Origin of the sequence: Methylobacterium sp. Leaf361, assembly GCF_001424445.1 — a bacterium.
Lineage (GTDB): Bacteria > Pseudomonadota > Alphaproteobacteria > Rhizobiales > Beijerinckiaceae > Methylobacterium.
Map to the genome: position 1 here is coordinate 249,157 of NZ_LMPY01000078.1, position 15,785 is coordinate 264,941.

The window sequence follows — 15,785 nt, forward strand, 5'->3', positions numbered from 1 at the left end:
CCTCACGACTGGCGCAGGCGCGGGTCGAGGAAGGCGTTCAGGAGGTCGGCCGCCAGCGTCAGGCCGATGTAGATCATGGCCAGAACCAGCACGATCGCCTGGACGACGGGGAAGTCGTTGCGGGCGATGGATTCCCAGGCGAGCTGCCCGAGGCCCTGGAGCGAGAACACCGCCTCGATCACGATCGAGCCGCCGAGCATGAAGCCGAACTGCACCGCCGACAGGGCGATCACCGGGATCACGGCGTTGCGCAGGGCGTGCCGCACCAGGATCTTCCGGGGCGGCAGCCCCTTGGCGCGGGCGGTGCGGACGTAGTCGGAGGCCAGCACCTCCAGCATGCCGTTGCGGGTGAGCCGCATCACGGCGGGCATCGCGTAGTAGCCGAGCGCCACTGCGGGCAGGACGAAGTTCTTCCAGGTGGCGTTGCCCGAGACCGGCAGCCAGCGGAGGTTGACGGAGAAGATCAGGATCAGCGTCAGGCCGAACCAGAAGCTCGGCATCGCCTGGCCGAGCACCGAGACGGCGAGCGCCGTCCGGTCGATCCACGTGTCCCGCTTCACCGCGGCGACGACGCCGAGCGGGATCGCCACGAACAGCGCGACGGCCAGCGCGATGATGCCGAGATAGAGGGTGATCGGCAGGCGGGCGGCCAGCAGGTCGATCACGCTCTCGCGGAAGTAGAAGGAATTGCCGAAGTCGAGGTGCAGCGCCCGCCAGCCCCAGGTGAGGAACTGGGTCAGCAGCGGCTGGTCCAGGCCGTAATCCTGGCGGATCTGGGCGATCTGCGGTCCGGTGGCCTCAGGGCCGGCGATGGCCGTGGCGAGGTCGCCCGAGAGGTGGAGGAGCAGGAAGCTCGCCACCGAGACCGTGAAGGCCACCGCCAGGGCGACCAGCACGCGCCGGAACGTGAAGGCCAGCATGGCTCAGGCTCCCTTTCGGCGATGCGGACCGGATCGGCTGCCGCCTTCGGGATCCGGCCGGATCGCGGGTGCCCTCTCCCGCACGGGAGAGGGGGCGCGGCGCGCTACGGCCACCGCCGTCACTTCCACGACGCCGCGTAGAAGCGCGCCACCTCGTCGGGCTGGGCGGTGAAGTTGAGGTCCGACGTGAAGGCGTAGTTGGTCGAGTAGGAGAACATCGGCAGGGCGTAGGCCTGCGCGGCGATCCGCTGGAGCGCCTTGGCGTAGGCGGCCTTGCGCTTCTCGGGATCCATGGAGCTGTCGCCCTCCTGCAGGTCGGCGATCACCTGCGGATCCTTGGTCAGGTCCTCCTCGCCGCCGCGGAAATACACCCCGTCGAAGGCCGAGACGTCGAGCACCGAGAACGACCCCCAGGTCTGGTAGCCGATCGAGGTCTTGCCGGCCCGCAGCGCGTCGCGGAACGCCGCGTAGCGCAGGTAGTTGAGCCGCGCCTTGATGCCGACGGCGCCGAGATAGCCGATCACCGCCTCGGCGTAGTCGCGCTCGCGATAGGCGCCGAGGTCGATCTCGAACCCGTTCGGGTAGCCGGCTTCCTTGAGCAGCGCCTTGGCCTTGGCGGGGTCGTAGGGGTAGCGCATCACCCCCTGGTCGGTGCAGCCGAACTGGTCGACGAAGCACAGCGCGTTCATCACCCGCGAGGCGCCGCGCACGAGGTTGTCGACCATCGCCTTGCGGTCGATGGCGTAGGAGATCGCCTGCCGGACGCGCACGTCCTTGAGCGGCGAGTTCTCCTTCGCCCGGCCCAGCGTGTCGAACTGCAGGAACCCGACCCGCATCGTCTCGGAATTGAGGACCGTGATGTTGGGCGCGGCGCGCAACTGCTCGGCTTGGTCGCTCGGCACCCGCCAGATCCAGTCGACGCCGCCGGTCATCAGCTCGGCCATCCGGCTCTCGCCGTCCGGGATGACGCGGAACTGCAGCTTGCCGATCTTCGGCTTACCCAGAGGGCTCTCGGCCCAGTACTTGTCGAACCGCTCCATGGAGACGCCGCGGCCGCTGTCGACCTTGGTGATCCGGTACGGGCCGCTGCCGACCGGCGCCTTGGCGAAACCGTCGAGGCCGACCTTCTTGAAGTAGTTGGCCGGGAAGATCGGGGTCGGGCCGGCGAGGTATTCCAGCGCCGCCGGGAACGGGGCCTTCAGGTGGATGCGCACGCTGTGCGGGCCGGTCACCTCCACCGACTTCATCCAGTCGACGTTCTGGCGGGTGACCGTGCGCGCTTCGGGGGTCAGCACGTAGTTGAACGTGAAGGCCACGTCCTCCGGCCCGAGCGGGTCGCCGTTGTGGAAGACCACGCCCTCGCGGATCGTGAGGTCGAGGGTCGTGTCGTCCGCCCATTTCCAGGCGGTCGCCAGGAACGGCTTGTAGGTGCCGTCCTTGGGATCCCGGTACAGCAGCGTGTCCCAGCAGTTCCGGGCCAGGATCACGCCCTCGCGGGCGCTGTTGTGGTACGGGCTGACGTTCTCGGGCTCGCTGTCCGACGCGTAGACCAATGTGTCGTTGGCCTTGCCGGCCAGCGCCGGGTGGGCAGCGATCAGGGTCGCGAACGAGGCGGCCAGGGTGGCGGCTCGGGTGAGGGTCCGTAGCGGCATGCAGGCTCCGACGGCGCGGCGGACAGGCCCGGCGGACGGTTCCGCGGCTGCCGCGTTTTTCACCCTGCCATGGTGTTGTGCATCTGGGATCGCAGCAAGTAGAATTTAGCGAGTGCTGCGTTGCCATATCAGCAATGTGCACGGCACCATACAGCGCATCGAGCACGATAATGCAGAGTACAGGCTTGCGCTACTTCCTGGCCGTGGCCCGCACCGGGTCGATCGCGGCCGCCTCGTCCCAGCTCAACGTCGCGGCCTCGGCGATCAGCCGGCAGATCGCCAACCTGGAGGCCGAGCTCGACTGCGTGCTGTTCGAGCGCCGCCCGCGCGGCATGGTGCCGAGCCCGGCCGGTGAGCTGCTGGCGCAGCACGCCCATCAGGTGCTGATCCGCTCCGAGCAGGTGGTCACCGAGATCCGGGAGCTGGAAGGGCTCGCCCGCGGGCTGATCCGGGTCGCCTGCTCGGAGGGCTTCTCCCTCGACATCGTGCCGAACGCGATCGCGGCCTTCCACGCGGCCCATCCCGGCATCCGCTTCGAGGTCACGGTCCAGCCCCCGGCCCAGGTCACCCAGACGGTGTCGGTGGGGGATGCCGATCTCGGGATCACCTTCGCGCTGACACCCACCGCGCAGGTCGAGGTGCTCTACGACGGGCAGGTCGACATGCTGGCGCTGGCCGCGCCCGACCATCCCCTCGCGCGGGCGCCGGCCCTGCGCCTCGTCGACCTGCTGGAGTATCCCGTCGCCCTGCCGACCCGGGACACGACCCTGCGGCAGGTCTTCGACGCCGCCTGCGCGCACGAGGGAATCGCGGTGGAGCCGGTGCTGACCTCCAACACGCTCTCGGCGCTGCTGCCCTTCGTGCGGCGCTCCCGCGGCATCGCCCTGATGTCGGCGCTGTCGGTGCAGACGCCCCTGCGGCTCAACGAGCTTGTCAGCCTGCCGATCCAGTCCCGGACGAGCCTCGCCCGGAGCGTGAAGATCCAGGCGATGCGCGACCGGCGGCTGCCGAAGGCGGTGCGGGCATTCCTGCGCCAGTTGCTCGACGCGCTGCCGCCGCCGCGATCGGCGTGACCCTCGACGCGCCCGGCCCGCGGTTCTGCATCCCGGGACCGCCGAACAGCCGCGCATCCACCCTGGCCGGCTTCGGCCGCAGGGAGGGGTCGCGGCGCGGTGACCGGAACCGCGGCCGCTCAGGCGCCGCCCCGCGCTCCCGCGAGCCTGCAGCTGTGGTCCATCACGTCCTCGGCGCTGGCGCTCGGCGCCCGGTAGGCCAGCAGGATGTAGCCCGGCTCGGGATCGCCCGGGGGCGTGGCGAGCGCCGCGAAGCTCGTCCGGTGCAGGTCCGGCCGGGCGCCCGGCAGGGTGTGCAGGGCCGCGAACGGGTTGAACTGCGCGGCCTCCGCCTCCGGCACGCGCAGGGCGTAGTACCGGTCGCCGGCCAGCGGCACCGGGAAGCGGCCCCAGCTGTGGCGCACCTGCCGGCCGTGCGCCCGGACGGCCTTGAGCACGCTCGGCTTCAGGCAGTCGAGGTGGATGTGGAGCTGGTCCTGGCTGCGGCCCCGGGCCGAGTTGACCGCGAGCCCGACCTCCGCGGGGGTGAGCCTCCCCTTCAGCACGTCCGACACGAGCGGCCGCGCCGCCAGGGCCGCCCGCCAGTAGGCGGCACCGCGCGGTCCCCGCAGGACCGGCGCCTCCAGGCCCGGCACGGTGTCGGTGGGCATGACGACGCTGTGGGTCGGCTCGCCGGGCGCGCGCAGGACCGCCGAGCCGGGACGGTCACCGTCCCCGAGATCGACCGACAGGCACGGGAAGGTCCGGTTGGCGAGCCGCTTGGCGAGGACGCAGGTCTTCAGGGCGGCCCACAGCACGTCGCGGCTCGGGTCCGGCGCGGCGGCGGCCGGTGCCGCGGCGGCCGCCAGGGCCGCGACGGCCGAGAGGGCCGCGACGAGGAGGGCGGCGGGCGGCGCGCGGCGCATGGGGGCTCCCGGTGAGGCCGGCGCGTCCGGCCCGGCCTCACCGCGATAGCCGATCCGGGGCCGTGCCGGCAAAGGATCCGCGAGTCCTGACGCCGTGCCGGGAAATCCGCTATGCCGGCGGTCGCCGAGTCCCCGCAGAACGCCCGCCGGAATGCCGCGATGACGCTCACCCCCGCGCTCACCCCCGACCTTGCCGCGCGCTTCGCCGCCGTCGCCCTCGGCCATGTCGGCCGCGAGTATCCGAACAAGCCGGGGCACGTCCTGGCCGGACCGGCGGATGCCCGCACCCCCGCGGCCCTGCACCCGGCCTTCCACGGCAGCTACGACTGGCATTCCTGCGTCCACGGAACGTGGCTGCTGGCGCGGGTGCTGCGGCTGTTCCCGGACGGCCCGCAGGCCGCGGCGATCCGCGCCCGGTTCGACGCGCAGCTGACCCCCGGCACGGTGGCGGGGGAATGCGCCTACTTCGCCGCCCCGACCGCCCGGGGCTTCGAGCGGCCCTACGGCTGGGGCTGGCTCCTGAAGCTCGCCGACGAACTCGCCGCGCTCCCCGAGCGCCGCTGGTCCGAGGCCGTGGCGCCGCTGGCCGCGGTGATCGTCCGGCGGTTCGGGGAGTTCCTGCCGGTGGCGACCTACCCGGTGCGGGTCGGAACCCACTTCAACACCGCCTTCGCGCTGCGCCTGGCGGCCGATTACGCGGCGGGCGCGGGGGACGCCGGGCTGACTGCCCTGCTGCGCGACACCGCCGTCCGCTGGTACGGGGACGACGCGGATTGCCCGGCCTGGGGCGAGCCCGGCGGCGACGACTTCCTCTCCTCGGCGCTGATCGAGGCGGAGTGCATGCGCCGGCTGCTGCCGCCCGCCCGCTTCGCGCCCTGGTTCGACCGGTTCCTGCCCGGTCTCGCGGCGTCCCGGCCCGCGACCCTGTTCCGCCCCGCGGGCGTGACCGACCGCTCCGACGGGAAGATCGCCCATCTCGACGGGCTGAACCTCAGCCGCGCGTGGTGCTTCCGCGCGCTCGCCGCGTCCCTCGGCCCGGACGATCCCCGCCGGCCGCCGCTTCGCGCGGCCGCGGAGGCGCACCTCGCGGCCGGGCTCCCGCACGTCACCGGCGACTACATGGGCGAGCACTGGCTCGCGACCTTCGCGCTGCTGGCCCTCGAGGCCGGTGCCGAGACCGGTGCCGGGACCGTTGCTCTGGGCGAGGCCCAGGACGGCGGGAAGTAAATCTGAGAGATTCTTGAGAGCTGTCCGTCGCGGGCCATGTCGACGACTGCCCGGCGACTGACCGACGACAACAAAAAAAGGACCGCCCTCAGGAGAACGGTCCGGAAGTCTAGGGAGGAAACGCCCACGAGGGGCTGCAAGACAGCGACGCCGTCGCTGTCTTGCCTGCCGTCAACCCGACAGGGACGGCCTTGTTCCTGGCTCCGGCCCGCCGCGCGGCAGGGCCAGCCCGCCTGGGACCGCCGTGAGGCCGGCGGGGCGGCGCGGCTCGCCGGGGCCGAACTCGGCGCGGTAGGTCCGCTCCAGCGTCATGAGCCCCCGCAGGGGCCCCTCGGCCAGATCGAGGAGCCGCGCGTCGCGCCAGCGCAAGGTGCGGCCGAGGCGGCGCCGGAACCAGCGCCCGCGCTCCTCCTCGACGAGCAGGACCAGCTTGCCGGTCCAGGTCCGGCGGAACCAGAAACGTCCGGTCAGCGGCATGGCGGTCGAGGCCCCGGTGGTGGATGGGGATAGACTACATCCGGATCCCGTCTGTGGGAAGATTTCCGGATGATGCGCCGATGAATTCTGGCGAAGACTGTTAATCGGAAGCGGGTTCCGGCCGTGCGCGGGCGTCCGGCTGCCCGCCCCGCCGCGCCGCCTCGGAGAGGACCTGGGCGAGCTGCTCGGCCGAGTAGGGCTTGCGCAGGAGGGCGAAACCGTGGGCGTCGTCCTCGGCCAGGACGTGGCTGTAGCCCGAGGTCAGCACCACCGGCAGGTCGGGGCGGCGGGTCCGGAGCTGCCGGGCGAGGGCGAAGCCGCCCATCCCCGGCATGACCACGTCGGAGAAGACCGCGTCGAACCGGTCCGGCGCCCGGTCGAGTTCGGCCAGCGCCTCCTCGGCGGATTTCGCCCAGACCGGCGCGTGGCCCAGATCCTCCAGGATCTGGGTGCAGAAGCGCCCGACCCCGAGATTGTCCTCCACGACGAGGATGCACAGGCCCCGCCGCGGCTCCGCCTCCGGGCGGGCCTCGCGGTCGGCCTCGGACACGGCGGCGGGCGCGGCGACCTGCGGCAGGTAGAGCGAGAAGGTCGTGCCGTGGCCGAGCGCGCTCGCCACGTCGATGTCGCCGCCCGACTGCTTGGCGAAGCCGATGACCTGGCTGAGGCCGAGGCCGGTGCCCTTGCCGACCTCCTTGGTGGTGAAGAACGGCTCGAAGATCCGTCCCAGATCCGCGTCCGGGATGCCAGCGCCGGTATCGGAGACCCGCACGGCCACGAACGGTCCCTTCGCGCCGGCATGCCCGCGGATCGGCGGCATCGGGCTATCGCCCTCCAGCCGCAGGGTCAGGCTGCCTTCCCCGTCCATGGCGTCGCGGGCGTTGACCGCCATGTTGATCAGCGCGGTCTCGAACTGGCTCTGGTCGGCGCGCACGTAGCGGGGCGTCGCCGGCAGGTCGATAACCACGCGGATGCGCGCGCCGGTGACCGAATCGAGCATGTCGGCGATGCTGCGCAGGCGCGCGCCGATGTCGAACACCTGGGGTTTCAGCGCCTGGCGCCGGGCGAAGGCGAGGAGCTGGCCGGTGAGCCTGGCCGCCCGGTCGACGGTGTCGGAGACGGCGTCGAGGTAGCGGCGCCGGCGCGTCTCGGCCAGGTCCGGCCGGCGCAGGAACTCCACGGACGACCGGAAGATGGTCAGGAGGTTGTTGAAGTCGTGCGCCACCCCGCCGGTGAGCTGGCCGATGGCCTCGAGCTTCTGCGACTGGCGCAGCGCCTCCTCGGCCTGGCGCTGCTCGGTGATGTCGCGCCCGAAGCCGTAGAACAGCCCGTCCTCCGGAACGACGGTCCAGAGCACCCGCCGCCGGTCGCCGGCGCGGGTCAGGCAGGCCAGTTCGATATCCTCGACCCGGCTGTCCGCGCAGAGCGGGCGCAGCGCCGCCTCGGCCGCCGCGCGCTCGGTGGGGGCGAGGAAGTCCAGGGCCGGCCGGCCGACCGTCTCGGCCTCCGACCAGCCCAGCGCCCGGCTCCACGAGGGGTTCACCGACTGGACCCGCCCGGTCCGGTCCGAGACGAGCTTCAGCACCGGCGACAGCGTCCAGACCCGGTCGCGGTCGCGGGTCTGGGCGGCGACCTGCGCCTCCAGATGCTCCGCCCGGGACTGGAGCAGGACCTCGTTCCGCTTCCGCTCGGAGACGTCGTGGGCGAAGACGTAGAACCCGTCGACGCGTCCGTCCGGGCCGCGGCGCGGGAGGTAGCGGGTGTCGGCGATCCGGGCCTGGCCGTTCGGGAAGGTCCAGGCCCATTCCTCGCGGACCTCCTGACCGGCGAGCGCCCGCTCGATGCCGGCGCGCCGGGCCTCGAACGCGCCGGGGCCGAGGAGGTCGCCGACGGTCCGCCCGACGACGGCGTCGGGCGCCTGGCCGGTCCAGGTCTCGTAGGCGGCGTTCGCGAACCGGTAGGTCAGGTCGCGGTCGATGAAGGCGATCAGGACCGGCATCGCGTCCGCGACCAGCCGGAGTTCCGCCTCCCGGGCCCGGAGCGCGTTCTCGCTCCGGCGGCGCTCGGTGATGTCGTTGAACAGGATCGCGACGCGGTTCCGCGCCGGCCCGTCCACCCGGTAGGCGTGCACGTCGTACCAGCGGCCCAGCGCCGCGGCGGCCTGCTCGAATCGGACCGGCTCGCCGGTCAGGGCGACCCGGCCGTAGAGGTCGAACCAGTGCTGCTCGAGGTCGGGGGCGAGGTCCCGCATCCGGCGGCCCACCGGGGCCCGCAGGCCGGTCTGCCGCTCGAAGGCGGGGTTGACCTCCAGGAAGCGGTAGTCGACGGGCCGGTCGCCGTCGGCGAACTCCACCTCGATCAGGCAGAAGCCGGCATCGATGAAGGTGAACAGCGAGCGGTAGCGCTCCTCGTTCCGGCGCAGGGCCGCCTCGGCGTTCCGGGATTCCAGCTGCGTCATCACCGTCCGGGCGAGCGCCTTCAGGATGAAGAGCTGCTGGTCGGTCAGCGTGCGCGGGACGCGGTCGAGGACGCAGAGCGTCCCGATGGCCCAGCCGTCCGGCGTCACCAGGGGCACGCCGGCGTAGAAGCGCAGGTGCGGGTCGCCGGTCACGAGGGGGTTGGCGGCGCTCTCCGGCTCCGCGGTCAAGTCGGGCAGCACGAGGGCGCCGTCCGCGCGCATGGCCTCGGTGCAGAAGCCGAACGCGAGCGGCATCGCCCGCGCGGCGTGGCCGAACGCGGCCTTGATCCACTGCCGGTCGGCGTCGACGAAGTTGATGTGGGCCATCGGCGTGCCGCAGGCCTGGGCGGCCATCTCGGCGATCTCGTCGAACGCGCGCTCGGGCGGCGTGTCGAGGATCGCGTAGGCGCGCAGGGCGGCGAGCCGCTGGGGATACTGGGGCTCGAAACCCGACGGTCGGGATACTGTCTCGTTCGGCGACACGGAGCCGTCATAGCTCAAGCTTTCGCTTCTCCCTAGTGAAACTCTGCATCGCGCGTCCGGCGGCGGGACCAGGGCAAGCATTCCGCGATCGTTCAAGACTAGACAGTCCCGCCGGATCATCGGTGGGGGTGCGATTTCACGCGCGCCGTTCAAGTCTTGCTGGTCCGGCCGACCGGGCTTCGGGCGCCCGCCGGGATCTTTTCCTGCCTCGCCCGTCGCGGGCCCCGCGAAGAGCTCGGGCGGGCCCCGCGCGGCGGCTGTGGATCGGATCSCCGCGGCCGGGAGCCCGCGGGGCCGGTGCGGCGTTGCCGGCTCACGAGGGATGGGTTCGGATCAGGCATGGCCAAGCGCAGGACGAAGGCGGGCGCCCGACAGGGGCTGGAGGACGCGCCGCTGATGCCCACCGGCGCCCTGGCGGTGGCGCTCCTGGCCTTCGCCGAGGGGCCCGGGCCGGTGGTGCACGTCGCCCGGGACGCCCGCCGCCTCGAGGACCTCGCCGCGACCCTGCGGGCACTCGATCCCGACGCGCGGGTCGCGGTCTATCCCGAGTGGGACTGCCTGCCCTTCGACCACGCCTCGCCGTCGCGGGCCACGATGGGCGCCCGGGCCGCCGTGATGCGCTGGCTGACCGACCGGGACGCGCTGCCGGACTTCGTGCTGACGACCGCCCCCGCCCTCGTGCAGCGCGTGCCGCCGCAGGAAACCTGGGCCTTGGCCCGCGTGACGCTCCGGGTCGGCGATCCCCTCGACGTCGCGGCCGCGACCGCCGACCTCAAGCGCCTCGGCTACATCCTCGACGAGAGGGTCGACGAGCCCGGCGAGATCGCCGTCCGCGGGCGCACCGTGGAGGTGTTCCCCGCCGCCGCGCCGCTTCCCTGCCGGATCGAGCACGCGGCGGGCCGCGTCACCGCGATCCGCTCCTACGACCCGATCTCGCAGCGCTCGGTGGCGGAGGCCGACGAACTCGTCATCGACCCGGCCACCGAGATCGTCCTGGAGCCCGGCTCCGGCCAGAGCTTCGAGCCGTTCACCGGCCAGGAGCACCGCCTGGACCGCTACTACCCGCGCCTCGTCACGCTCCTCGACTACGTGCCCGAAGCGCGCCTCGCGGTCGAGGACGGCACGCAGGCCCGGATCGACGCCTTCTTCGAGCAGATGGACGAGGCCCGGGGCCGGCTGAAGACCCGCGACGCGCCGGCGGGGCCCGGCACCGGCCTCTACCTGACGCCGGAGGCGTGGCGCGCCGTCGTGGCGGATCGCGGCCGGCTCGCCGCCACCGAGGCGGCCGGCGAACCCCGCGCCATGCCGCGCTTCGCCGGGGAGCGCCGGCCCGGCACGGCCTTCGCCAAGGTCCTGCGCGCCCGTCTGAAGGCCGGCGACGTCGTCGTGCTCGCCGGCTCGGTCCGGCCGCTCCGACGCCTCGTGCGCCAGGCGGGCAAGATCGCCGAGCGCCCGATCCGCCTGATCGACGCCTGGGCCGACGTCGCCGAGGCGGCGCCCGGCGACGTCCTCGCCCTGGAGGCCCCGCTGGCGGCCGGCTTCCGGGTGCCCGAGCAGGGCGCCACCGTGATCGCGGCGGCCGACCTGTTCGGCCCGGAGGCCGCCGTGACCGGGGCCGCCCGTGCGATCCTGCCGATGGGCGAGGTCGACCTGCGCCCCGGCGACGTGGCGGTCGACCGGGACCACGGCCTGTGCGTGTTCGAGGGGCTGGAGCCGGTCTCCGCGCCGGGTGCCGCGCAGGACGGCGAGCCCTCCGAGGCCCTGCGCCTGCGCTTCGCCGGCGACGCGATCCTGATGGTGCCGGTCACGCAGGCCGACCGGATCTGGCGCTACGGGTCGGAGCCCGACGCCGTCACCCTGGACAAGCTCGACGGCGGCACGTGGCCGCGGCGCCGCCTGGAGGCCGAGGCCACCATGGCGCGGACCGCCCGCCTGATGCTGGAGGCCGCCCGGGCCCGCCGGGAGACCGAGGCGCCGGTCCTGGCGCCGCCGGCCCGCGAGATGGAGCGGTTCGCCGCCGGCTTCGGCTTCGCCCCGACCCCCGATCAGGCGGCGGCGGTCGACGCGCTGATGGCCGACCTCGCCTCGGGCCGGCCGATGGACCGTCTGGTCTGCGGCGATGTCGGCTTCGGCAAGACCGAGGTGGCGCTTCGGGCGCTCGCGGCCGCGATCTTCTCTGGGCGTCAGGCGGCGCTGATCGCCCCGACCACCGTGCTGGCGCGCCAGCACGCCGAGACGCTGCGCCGCCGCTTCGGGCGGTTCGGCGTCGAGGTGGCGCAGCTCTCGCGCCTCGTGGCGCCGCCCGAGGCCAAGCGCGTCAGGGCGGGGCTCGCCGACGGCTCGATCCGGCTGGTGGTCGGCACCCACGCGCTCGCCGGCAGCGGGGTGGCGTTCGCGGATCTCGGCCTGACCGTGATCGACGAGGAGCAGCGCTTCGGCGCGAAGATGAAGGCCGACCTGCGCCGCCTCGCGGATGGCGGCCACGTGCTCACGCTCACCGCGACGCCGATCCCCCGCACCCTCCAGGCGGCGCTCGTCGGCCTCCAGAGCCTCAGCGTGCTCGCCACGCCGCCGGCTCTGCGCCAGCCGGTCCGGACCGTGGTGGCACCCTTCGACGCCGAGGCGGTCCGCGAGGCCCTCGTCCGCGAGCACCGCCGGGGCGGCCAGAGCTTCGTGGTCTGCCCGCGGATCGAGGACATCGGCCCCATGGCCGAGCGCCTGCGCGCCCTCGTGCCGGGCCTCGACATCCTGGTGGCGCACGGGGACCTCAAGCCCTCCGCCATGGACGAGGTCATGGTCCGGTTCGCGGAGGGCGACGGCGACGTCCTGCTCGCCACCGCGATCGTGGAGAGCGGCCTCGACGTGCCGCGGGCCAACACCATGCTGGTCTGGGAGGCCGCCCGGTTCGGGCTGGCACAGCTCCACCAGCTCCGGGGCCGCGTCGGCCGCGGCCAGCGCCGCGGCACCGTCCACCTGCTCAGCGACCCGGCCGCGCCCCCGCCGGCGGCGGCGCTGCAGCGCCTGCGCGCCCTGGAGGCCCTCGACCGCCTCGGCGCCGGCTTCGCGGTCAGCGCCCGGGACCTCGACCTGCGCGGCGCCGGCGACCTCGTCGGCGAGGATCAGGCGGGGCACGCCAAGCTCGTCGGGCTCGGCCTCTACCAGCACCTGCTGCAGCTGGCGCTCACCGCCGCCAAGGGTGAGCGCGCCGAGGACTGGAGCCCCGAGATCGAGTTCGGCCTGCCGAGCCGGATCCCCGAGGACTACGTCCCCGAGCCGGAGATCCGCCTCAGCCTCTACACGCGCCTGCTGCGCCTCCGCGAGCCCGAGGCGATCGAGGCGCTCGCCGGCGAGGTCGAGGACCGGTTCGGCGCGGCCCCCGCTTCGGTGCTCGCGCTGTTCGACCTCGCGCGGCTGCGCGCGTCCTGCTGCGCGCTGGGCGTCGCCCGGCTCCGGGGCGGGCCGCAGGGCGTCGCGGCCGACCTGCGGCCCGACCGGCCGCTGACCGCGATGGCCGCCGAGGCGGGGATCGCGCTGCGCGACGGGCGGGTGGTGTGGAAGCGGCCCTGCCCGGATTCCGCCGCCTGCGCGGCGCTCGCGACCGACCTCCTAGAGCGGATCCGCGCCGCCCGGGAACGTGAGGCCTGAGCAAAGGGCCGAGCGCGCCAGTCGAGCGTGATGCCGATCTGCGGTCGATCTTGCATCGGCCGCTTCAAACCGCCACAGGCTGTCGCGCCAACAACGCGAACGGGAGTGTCCCATGCACGTGACGATCGAGCAGGCCGAGAAGGCGATCGCGGCCGCCCGCGCCAAGGCCGTGGAGCTCGGCACCCAGATGTGCATCGCGGTGGTCGATTCCGGCGGGAACCTCAAGGCGTTCCACCGCATGGACGATGCCTGGGTCGGGTCGATCGACATCGCCCAGAAGAAGGCCAAGACCTCGGTGTTCTTCGGCATGATGACCGGCCAGATCGGCCAGCTGTCGCAGCCGGGCGGGCCGCTCTACGGGATCGAGCACTCCAACGACGGGCTGATCACCTTCCCGGGCGGGATCCCGATCGTCGACGCCGACGGCGTCATGTCGGGCGCCATCGGGGTCAGCGGCTCGACGGTCGAGAACGACCACACCGTCGCGGAGGCCGGCGCCAAGGCCATCGGCCGGACCGAGCTGCCGGCCCATCCCTGGCGGACCTGAGCCGCCGGGGCTCTTCCCGAGAGCTCTTCCCAGGGCCTCTTCCCGGGGGGCGTGTCAGGGGTCGCGCCGCGCCAGCGCGCGGCCGATCCCGTGGAGCAGCATCCCCGAGACCGAGCGGAGATAGGGGTCGCCGTGGCGCTCCAGCGCCGCGTGGATCTGGATGCCGTGGTCGGCCGCGGCGTTCAGGTCCGCCCCGTCGGTGGTGCCGTGCGTGACGCCGTTCATAGGGCTGTTCACGGCTCCGTTCATGGCCCCGGACTGGATCCCGTGCCGGTGGAGGTCCGTGACGTCGATGTAGGCGCCGCGCCCGCGCAGCAGGCCGTCCGAATCGGGCGTCAGGCAGCCGCGGTTGAGGATCCAGCGGATCTCGCCCGCCCCGGTCACGACGCGGAACTCGAGGGAGACCGGGCCGCCGGTCTGGCGGACGTGGCGGATCCGGCCGAACACCCAGTCCCGGTCGGCCGGGTGGATCCGGCCGAGGGCCGCGTCCAGCGGCAGCGGCGTCCCGGCGAGTCCCGGATCCCCCGCCATCAGCGAGGCCGCGCCCGAATCCAGCATCGACCGGCCGGCCCGGACGTCCGTGTCCCAGATCCCGATGAATCCGGCGGCCTGCAGGGCCGAGGCTGTCGTGGAAGCCAGCACCATGGAATCCCCTCCGAACTGGCTACAATCGACGATTGTACGATGGCGGACAGACTGATCCGCAACACATGCTGTCCGCGAGCCTGAAGTCCAGTATCGGCTGCGCGAACGGCTTTTGACACGGCGTCGCGGCCCCCCGCCACCGGGTTGCATTGCGGATGATCAAGACTTCGGTTCCGGACAATCCCGTTCTCGACAATGCAGGGCCGCTCCGGTGCGGCGCAAAGACCGGATTCACAGCGCCGCCGCGAGGACAGTTCGATCACAAATGATCGGTAGACGCCGCGATCCGGCGGAAATCCGCACTTCGGCCCGTGGATCGCTCCACCGTCGGGCGCCATCGGGCGCCGCCGGCCCGCGAAGCCCGTGGCTCGCGCCGGGCCCGCCCTGGTGCGGGTTGCCGCTGCGCCGTAACCTGCACCTTCCGGTAGGCATCCCGCCGGGAGGCCAGCAGCAGAGACGCCATGGACCGCACGGTGAACCGCACCAACCTCCCGCTCTCGCGGGAGCGGCTCTGGGACAGCCTGATGGAGCTCGCCCGGATCGGCGCGCTGCCCAACGGCGGCAACGACCGGCAGGCCCTGACCGACCGCGACGCCGAGGGGCGCGCCCTGTTCCAGCGCTGGGGCGAGGCGGCGGGGCTGACGCTCACCGTGGACCGGGTCGGCACCATGGTCTTCCACCGGCCCGGGCGCGATCCGGGCCGGAAGCCGGTCGCCGTCGGCAGCCACCTCGACACCCAGCCCACCGGGGGCAAGTTCGACGGGCCGCTGGGCGTCCTCGCCGGGCTGGAGATCATGCGCGCCCTGCACGAGGCCGGGATCGAGATCGAGGCCCCGCTCCTGCTGATCAACTGGTGCAACGAGGAGGGCGCGCGCTTCGCGCCACCGATGAGCGGCAGCGGCGTCGCCATGGGCATCGTCCCGGAGGCCGACATCCTGGCGACCCGGGACCTCGCGGGCCACGCCTTCGGCGACGAGCTGCGGCGCATCGGCTGGCAGGGGACGGCGGACCCGGCCGCCCTGCGGGAGATCGGCGCCTATTTCGAGCTTCACATCGAGCAGGGCAAGCGCCTGGAGGAGGCCGGGCTCACCGTCGGAGTGGTCGACCGGGCCCTCGCCCAGATCTGGTACGAGATCACCGTGCTGGGCGAGGAGGCCCATGCCGGCAGCCCCATGGCGGGCCGGCGCGACGCGATGATGGCCGCGGCGGCGCTGATCGCGTCGCTCGAGGGCATCGCGGAGGCGGCGGTCGGCGCCGGCGGGGAGCGCGGCCGCGCCACCGTCGGCGTGCTGCGGGCGGAGCCGGCGAGCCGCAACATCACGCCCGGCCGGGTCTGGTTCAGCCTCGACACCCGCCACGGCGACACCGCGCAGCTAGAGGCGATGGGGGCGCGGATCCGGGCCCGGGCCGACGCCCTGGCGGCGGAGCGCAGCGTCACCGTCCAGGTCGCGGAGTTCTGGCGCGCCCCCCCGACCCCGTTCGACCCGGTCCTGGTGGACCGCGTCCAGGCGGCGGCCGAGGCGCGGGGCCATGCCTGGACGCGGATGCCGACCGCGATCTACCACGACGCCGTCTACTGCGCCCGCGCGGTGCCGGCGGCCCTGGTGTTCTGCCCCTGCCACGGCGGGATCAGCCACAACGAGGCCGAGAGCATCACGCCGGCCTGGGCCGGGGCCGGCCTGGAGGTTCTGGCCGACGCCGTGCTGGCGACGGCGGGCCTCGCCGGCCCCCGGACCGGGCCGGAATGAGCCGC

The 15,785-nt window shown here is 73.4% G+C and carries 11 protein-coding genes; 5 read left to right on the top strand and 6 right to left on the bottom strand.

The features are described from left to right. Positions 1 to 2: 2 nt before the first annotated feature. A complete protein-coding gene (locus ASG32_RS30715) occupies positions 3 to 920 on the bottom strand; it encodes an ABC transporter permease (RefSeq protein ID WP_042669601.1) in 918 nt (305 codons plus the stop codon). A 119-nt stretch (positions 921 to 1,039) separates the two neighbouring features. Continuing rightward, a complete protein-coding gene (locus ASG32_RS30720) occupies positions 1,040 to 2,572 on the bottom strand; it encodes an ABC transporter substrate-binding protein (protein WP_056533748.1) in 1,533 nt (510 codons plus the stop codon). Between the two features lie 170 nt (positions 2,573 to 2,742). On the opposite strand from ASG32_RS30720, the gene ASG32_RS30725 reads away from it, so the two are divergent. Then, positions 2,743 to 3,645 (top strand): LysR family transcriptional regulator, encoded by a 903-nt coding sequence (locus ASG32_RS30725; RefSeq protein WP_056533750.1) that lies wholly within the window; start codon positions 2,743 to 2,745, stop codon positions 3,643 to 3,645. A gap of 119 nt (positions 3,646 to 3,764) precedes the next feature. Here ASG32_RS30725 and ASG32_RS30730 read toward each other — a convergent pair whose 3' ends face one another. Continuing rightward, positions 3,765 to 4,550 (bottom strand): CDP-diacylglycerol diphosphatase, encoded by a 786-nt coding sequence (locus ASG32_RS30730; RefSeq protein WP_056533752.1) that lies wholly within the window; start codon positions 4,548 to 4,550, stop codon positions 3,765 to 3,767. 159 nt (positions 4,551 to 4,709) lie between these two features. Between ASG32_RS30730 and ASG32_RS30735 the strand changes: the two genes are divergently transcribed. Beyond that, complete coding sequence (locus tag ASG32_RS30735) at positions 4,710 to 5,777, top strand: DUF2891 domain-containing protein (RefSeq protein ID WP_056533837.1); 1,068 nt, start codon at positions 4,710 to 4,712, stop codon at positions 5,775 to 5,777. Between the two features lie 171 nt (positions 5,778 to 5,948). Here ASG32_RS30735 and ASG32_RS30740 read toward each other — a convergent pair whose 3' ends face one another. Together ASG32_RS30740 and ASG32_RS30745 are read right to left on the bottom strand one after the other, a co-directional pair. Next, positions 5,949 to 6,254 carry a hypothetical protein gene (locus ASG32_RS30740; RefSeq protein ID WP_056533754.1) on the bottom strand — a complete coding sequence of 102 codons (306 nt, stop codon included), beginning with the start codon at positions 6,252 to 6,254 and terminating at the stop codon, positions 5,949 to 5,951. Between the two features lie 100 nt (positions 6,255 to 6,354). Further along, the gene (locus ASG32_RS30745; RefSeq protein WP_056533756.1) at positions 6,355 to 9,213 is read right to left on the bottom strand and encodes a PAS domain-containing protein; all 2,859 of its coding nucleotides are present in this window, start codon (positions 9,211 to 9,213) and stop codon (positions 6,355 to 6,357) included. A 321-nt stretch (positions 9,214 to 9,534) separates the two neighbouring features. On the opposite strand from ASG32_RS30745, the gene ASG32_RS30750 reads away from it, so the two are divergent. Then, positions 9,535 to 12,840: a DEAD/DEAH box helicase gene (locus tag ASG32_RS30750; RefSeq protein ID WP_107352019.1), complete on the top strand. Its 3,306-nt coding sequence runs from the start codon at positions 9,535 to 9,537 to the stop codon at positions 12,838 to 12,840. Between the two features lie 112 nt (positions 12,841 to 12,952). After that, complete coding sequence (locus ASG32_RS30755) at positions 12,953 to 13,387, top strand: heme-binding protein (protein ID WP_020093960.1); 435 nt, start codon at positions 12,953 to 12,955, stop codon at positions 13,385 to 13,387. A gap of 54 nt (positions 13,388 to 13,441) precedes the next feature. On the opposite strand, the gene ASG32_RS30760 is transcribed toward ASG32_RS30755, so the two are convergent. Beyond that, complete coding sequence (locus tag ASG32_RS30760) at positions 13,442 to 14,032, bottom strand: PAS domain-containing protein (RefSeq protein WP_056533759.1); 591 nt, start codon at positions 14,030 to 14,032, stop codon at positions 13,442 to 13,444. Positions 14,033 to 14,493: 461 nt separating this feature from the next. On the opposite strand from ASG32_RS30760, the gene ASG32_RS30765 reads away from it, so the two are divergent. Further along, positions 14,494 to 15,780: a Zn-dependent hydrolase gene (locus tag ASG32_RS30765; protein ID WP_056533761.1), complete on the top strand. Its 1,287-nt coding sequence runs from the start codon at positions 14,494 to 14,496 to the stop codon at positions 15,778 to 15,780. Positions 15,781 to 15,785 lie beyond the last annotated feature (5 nt).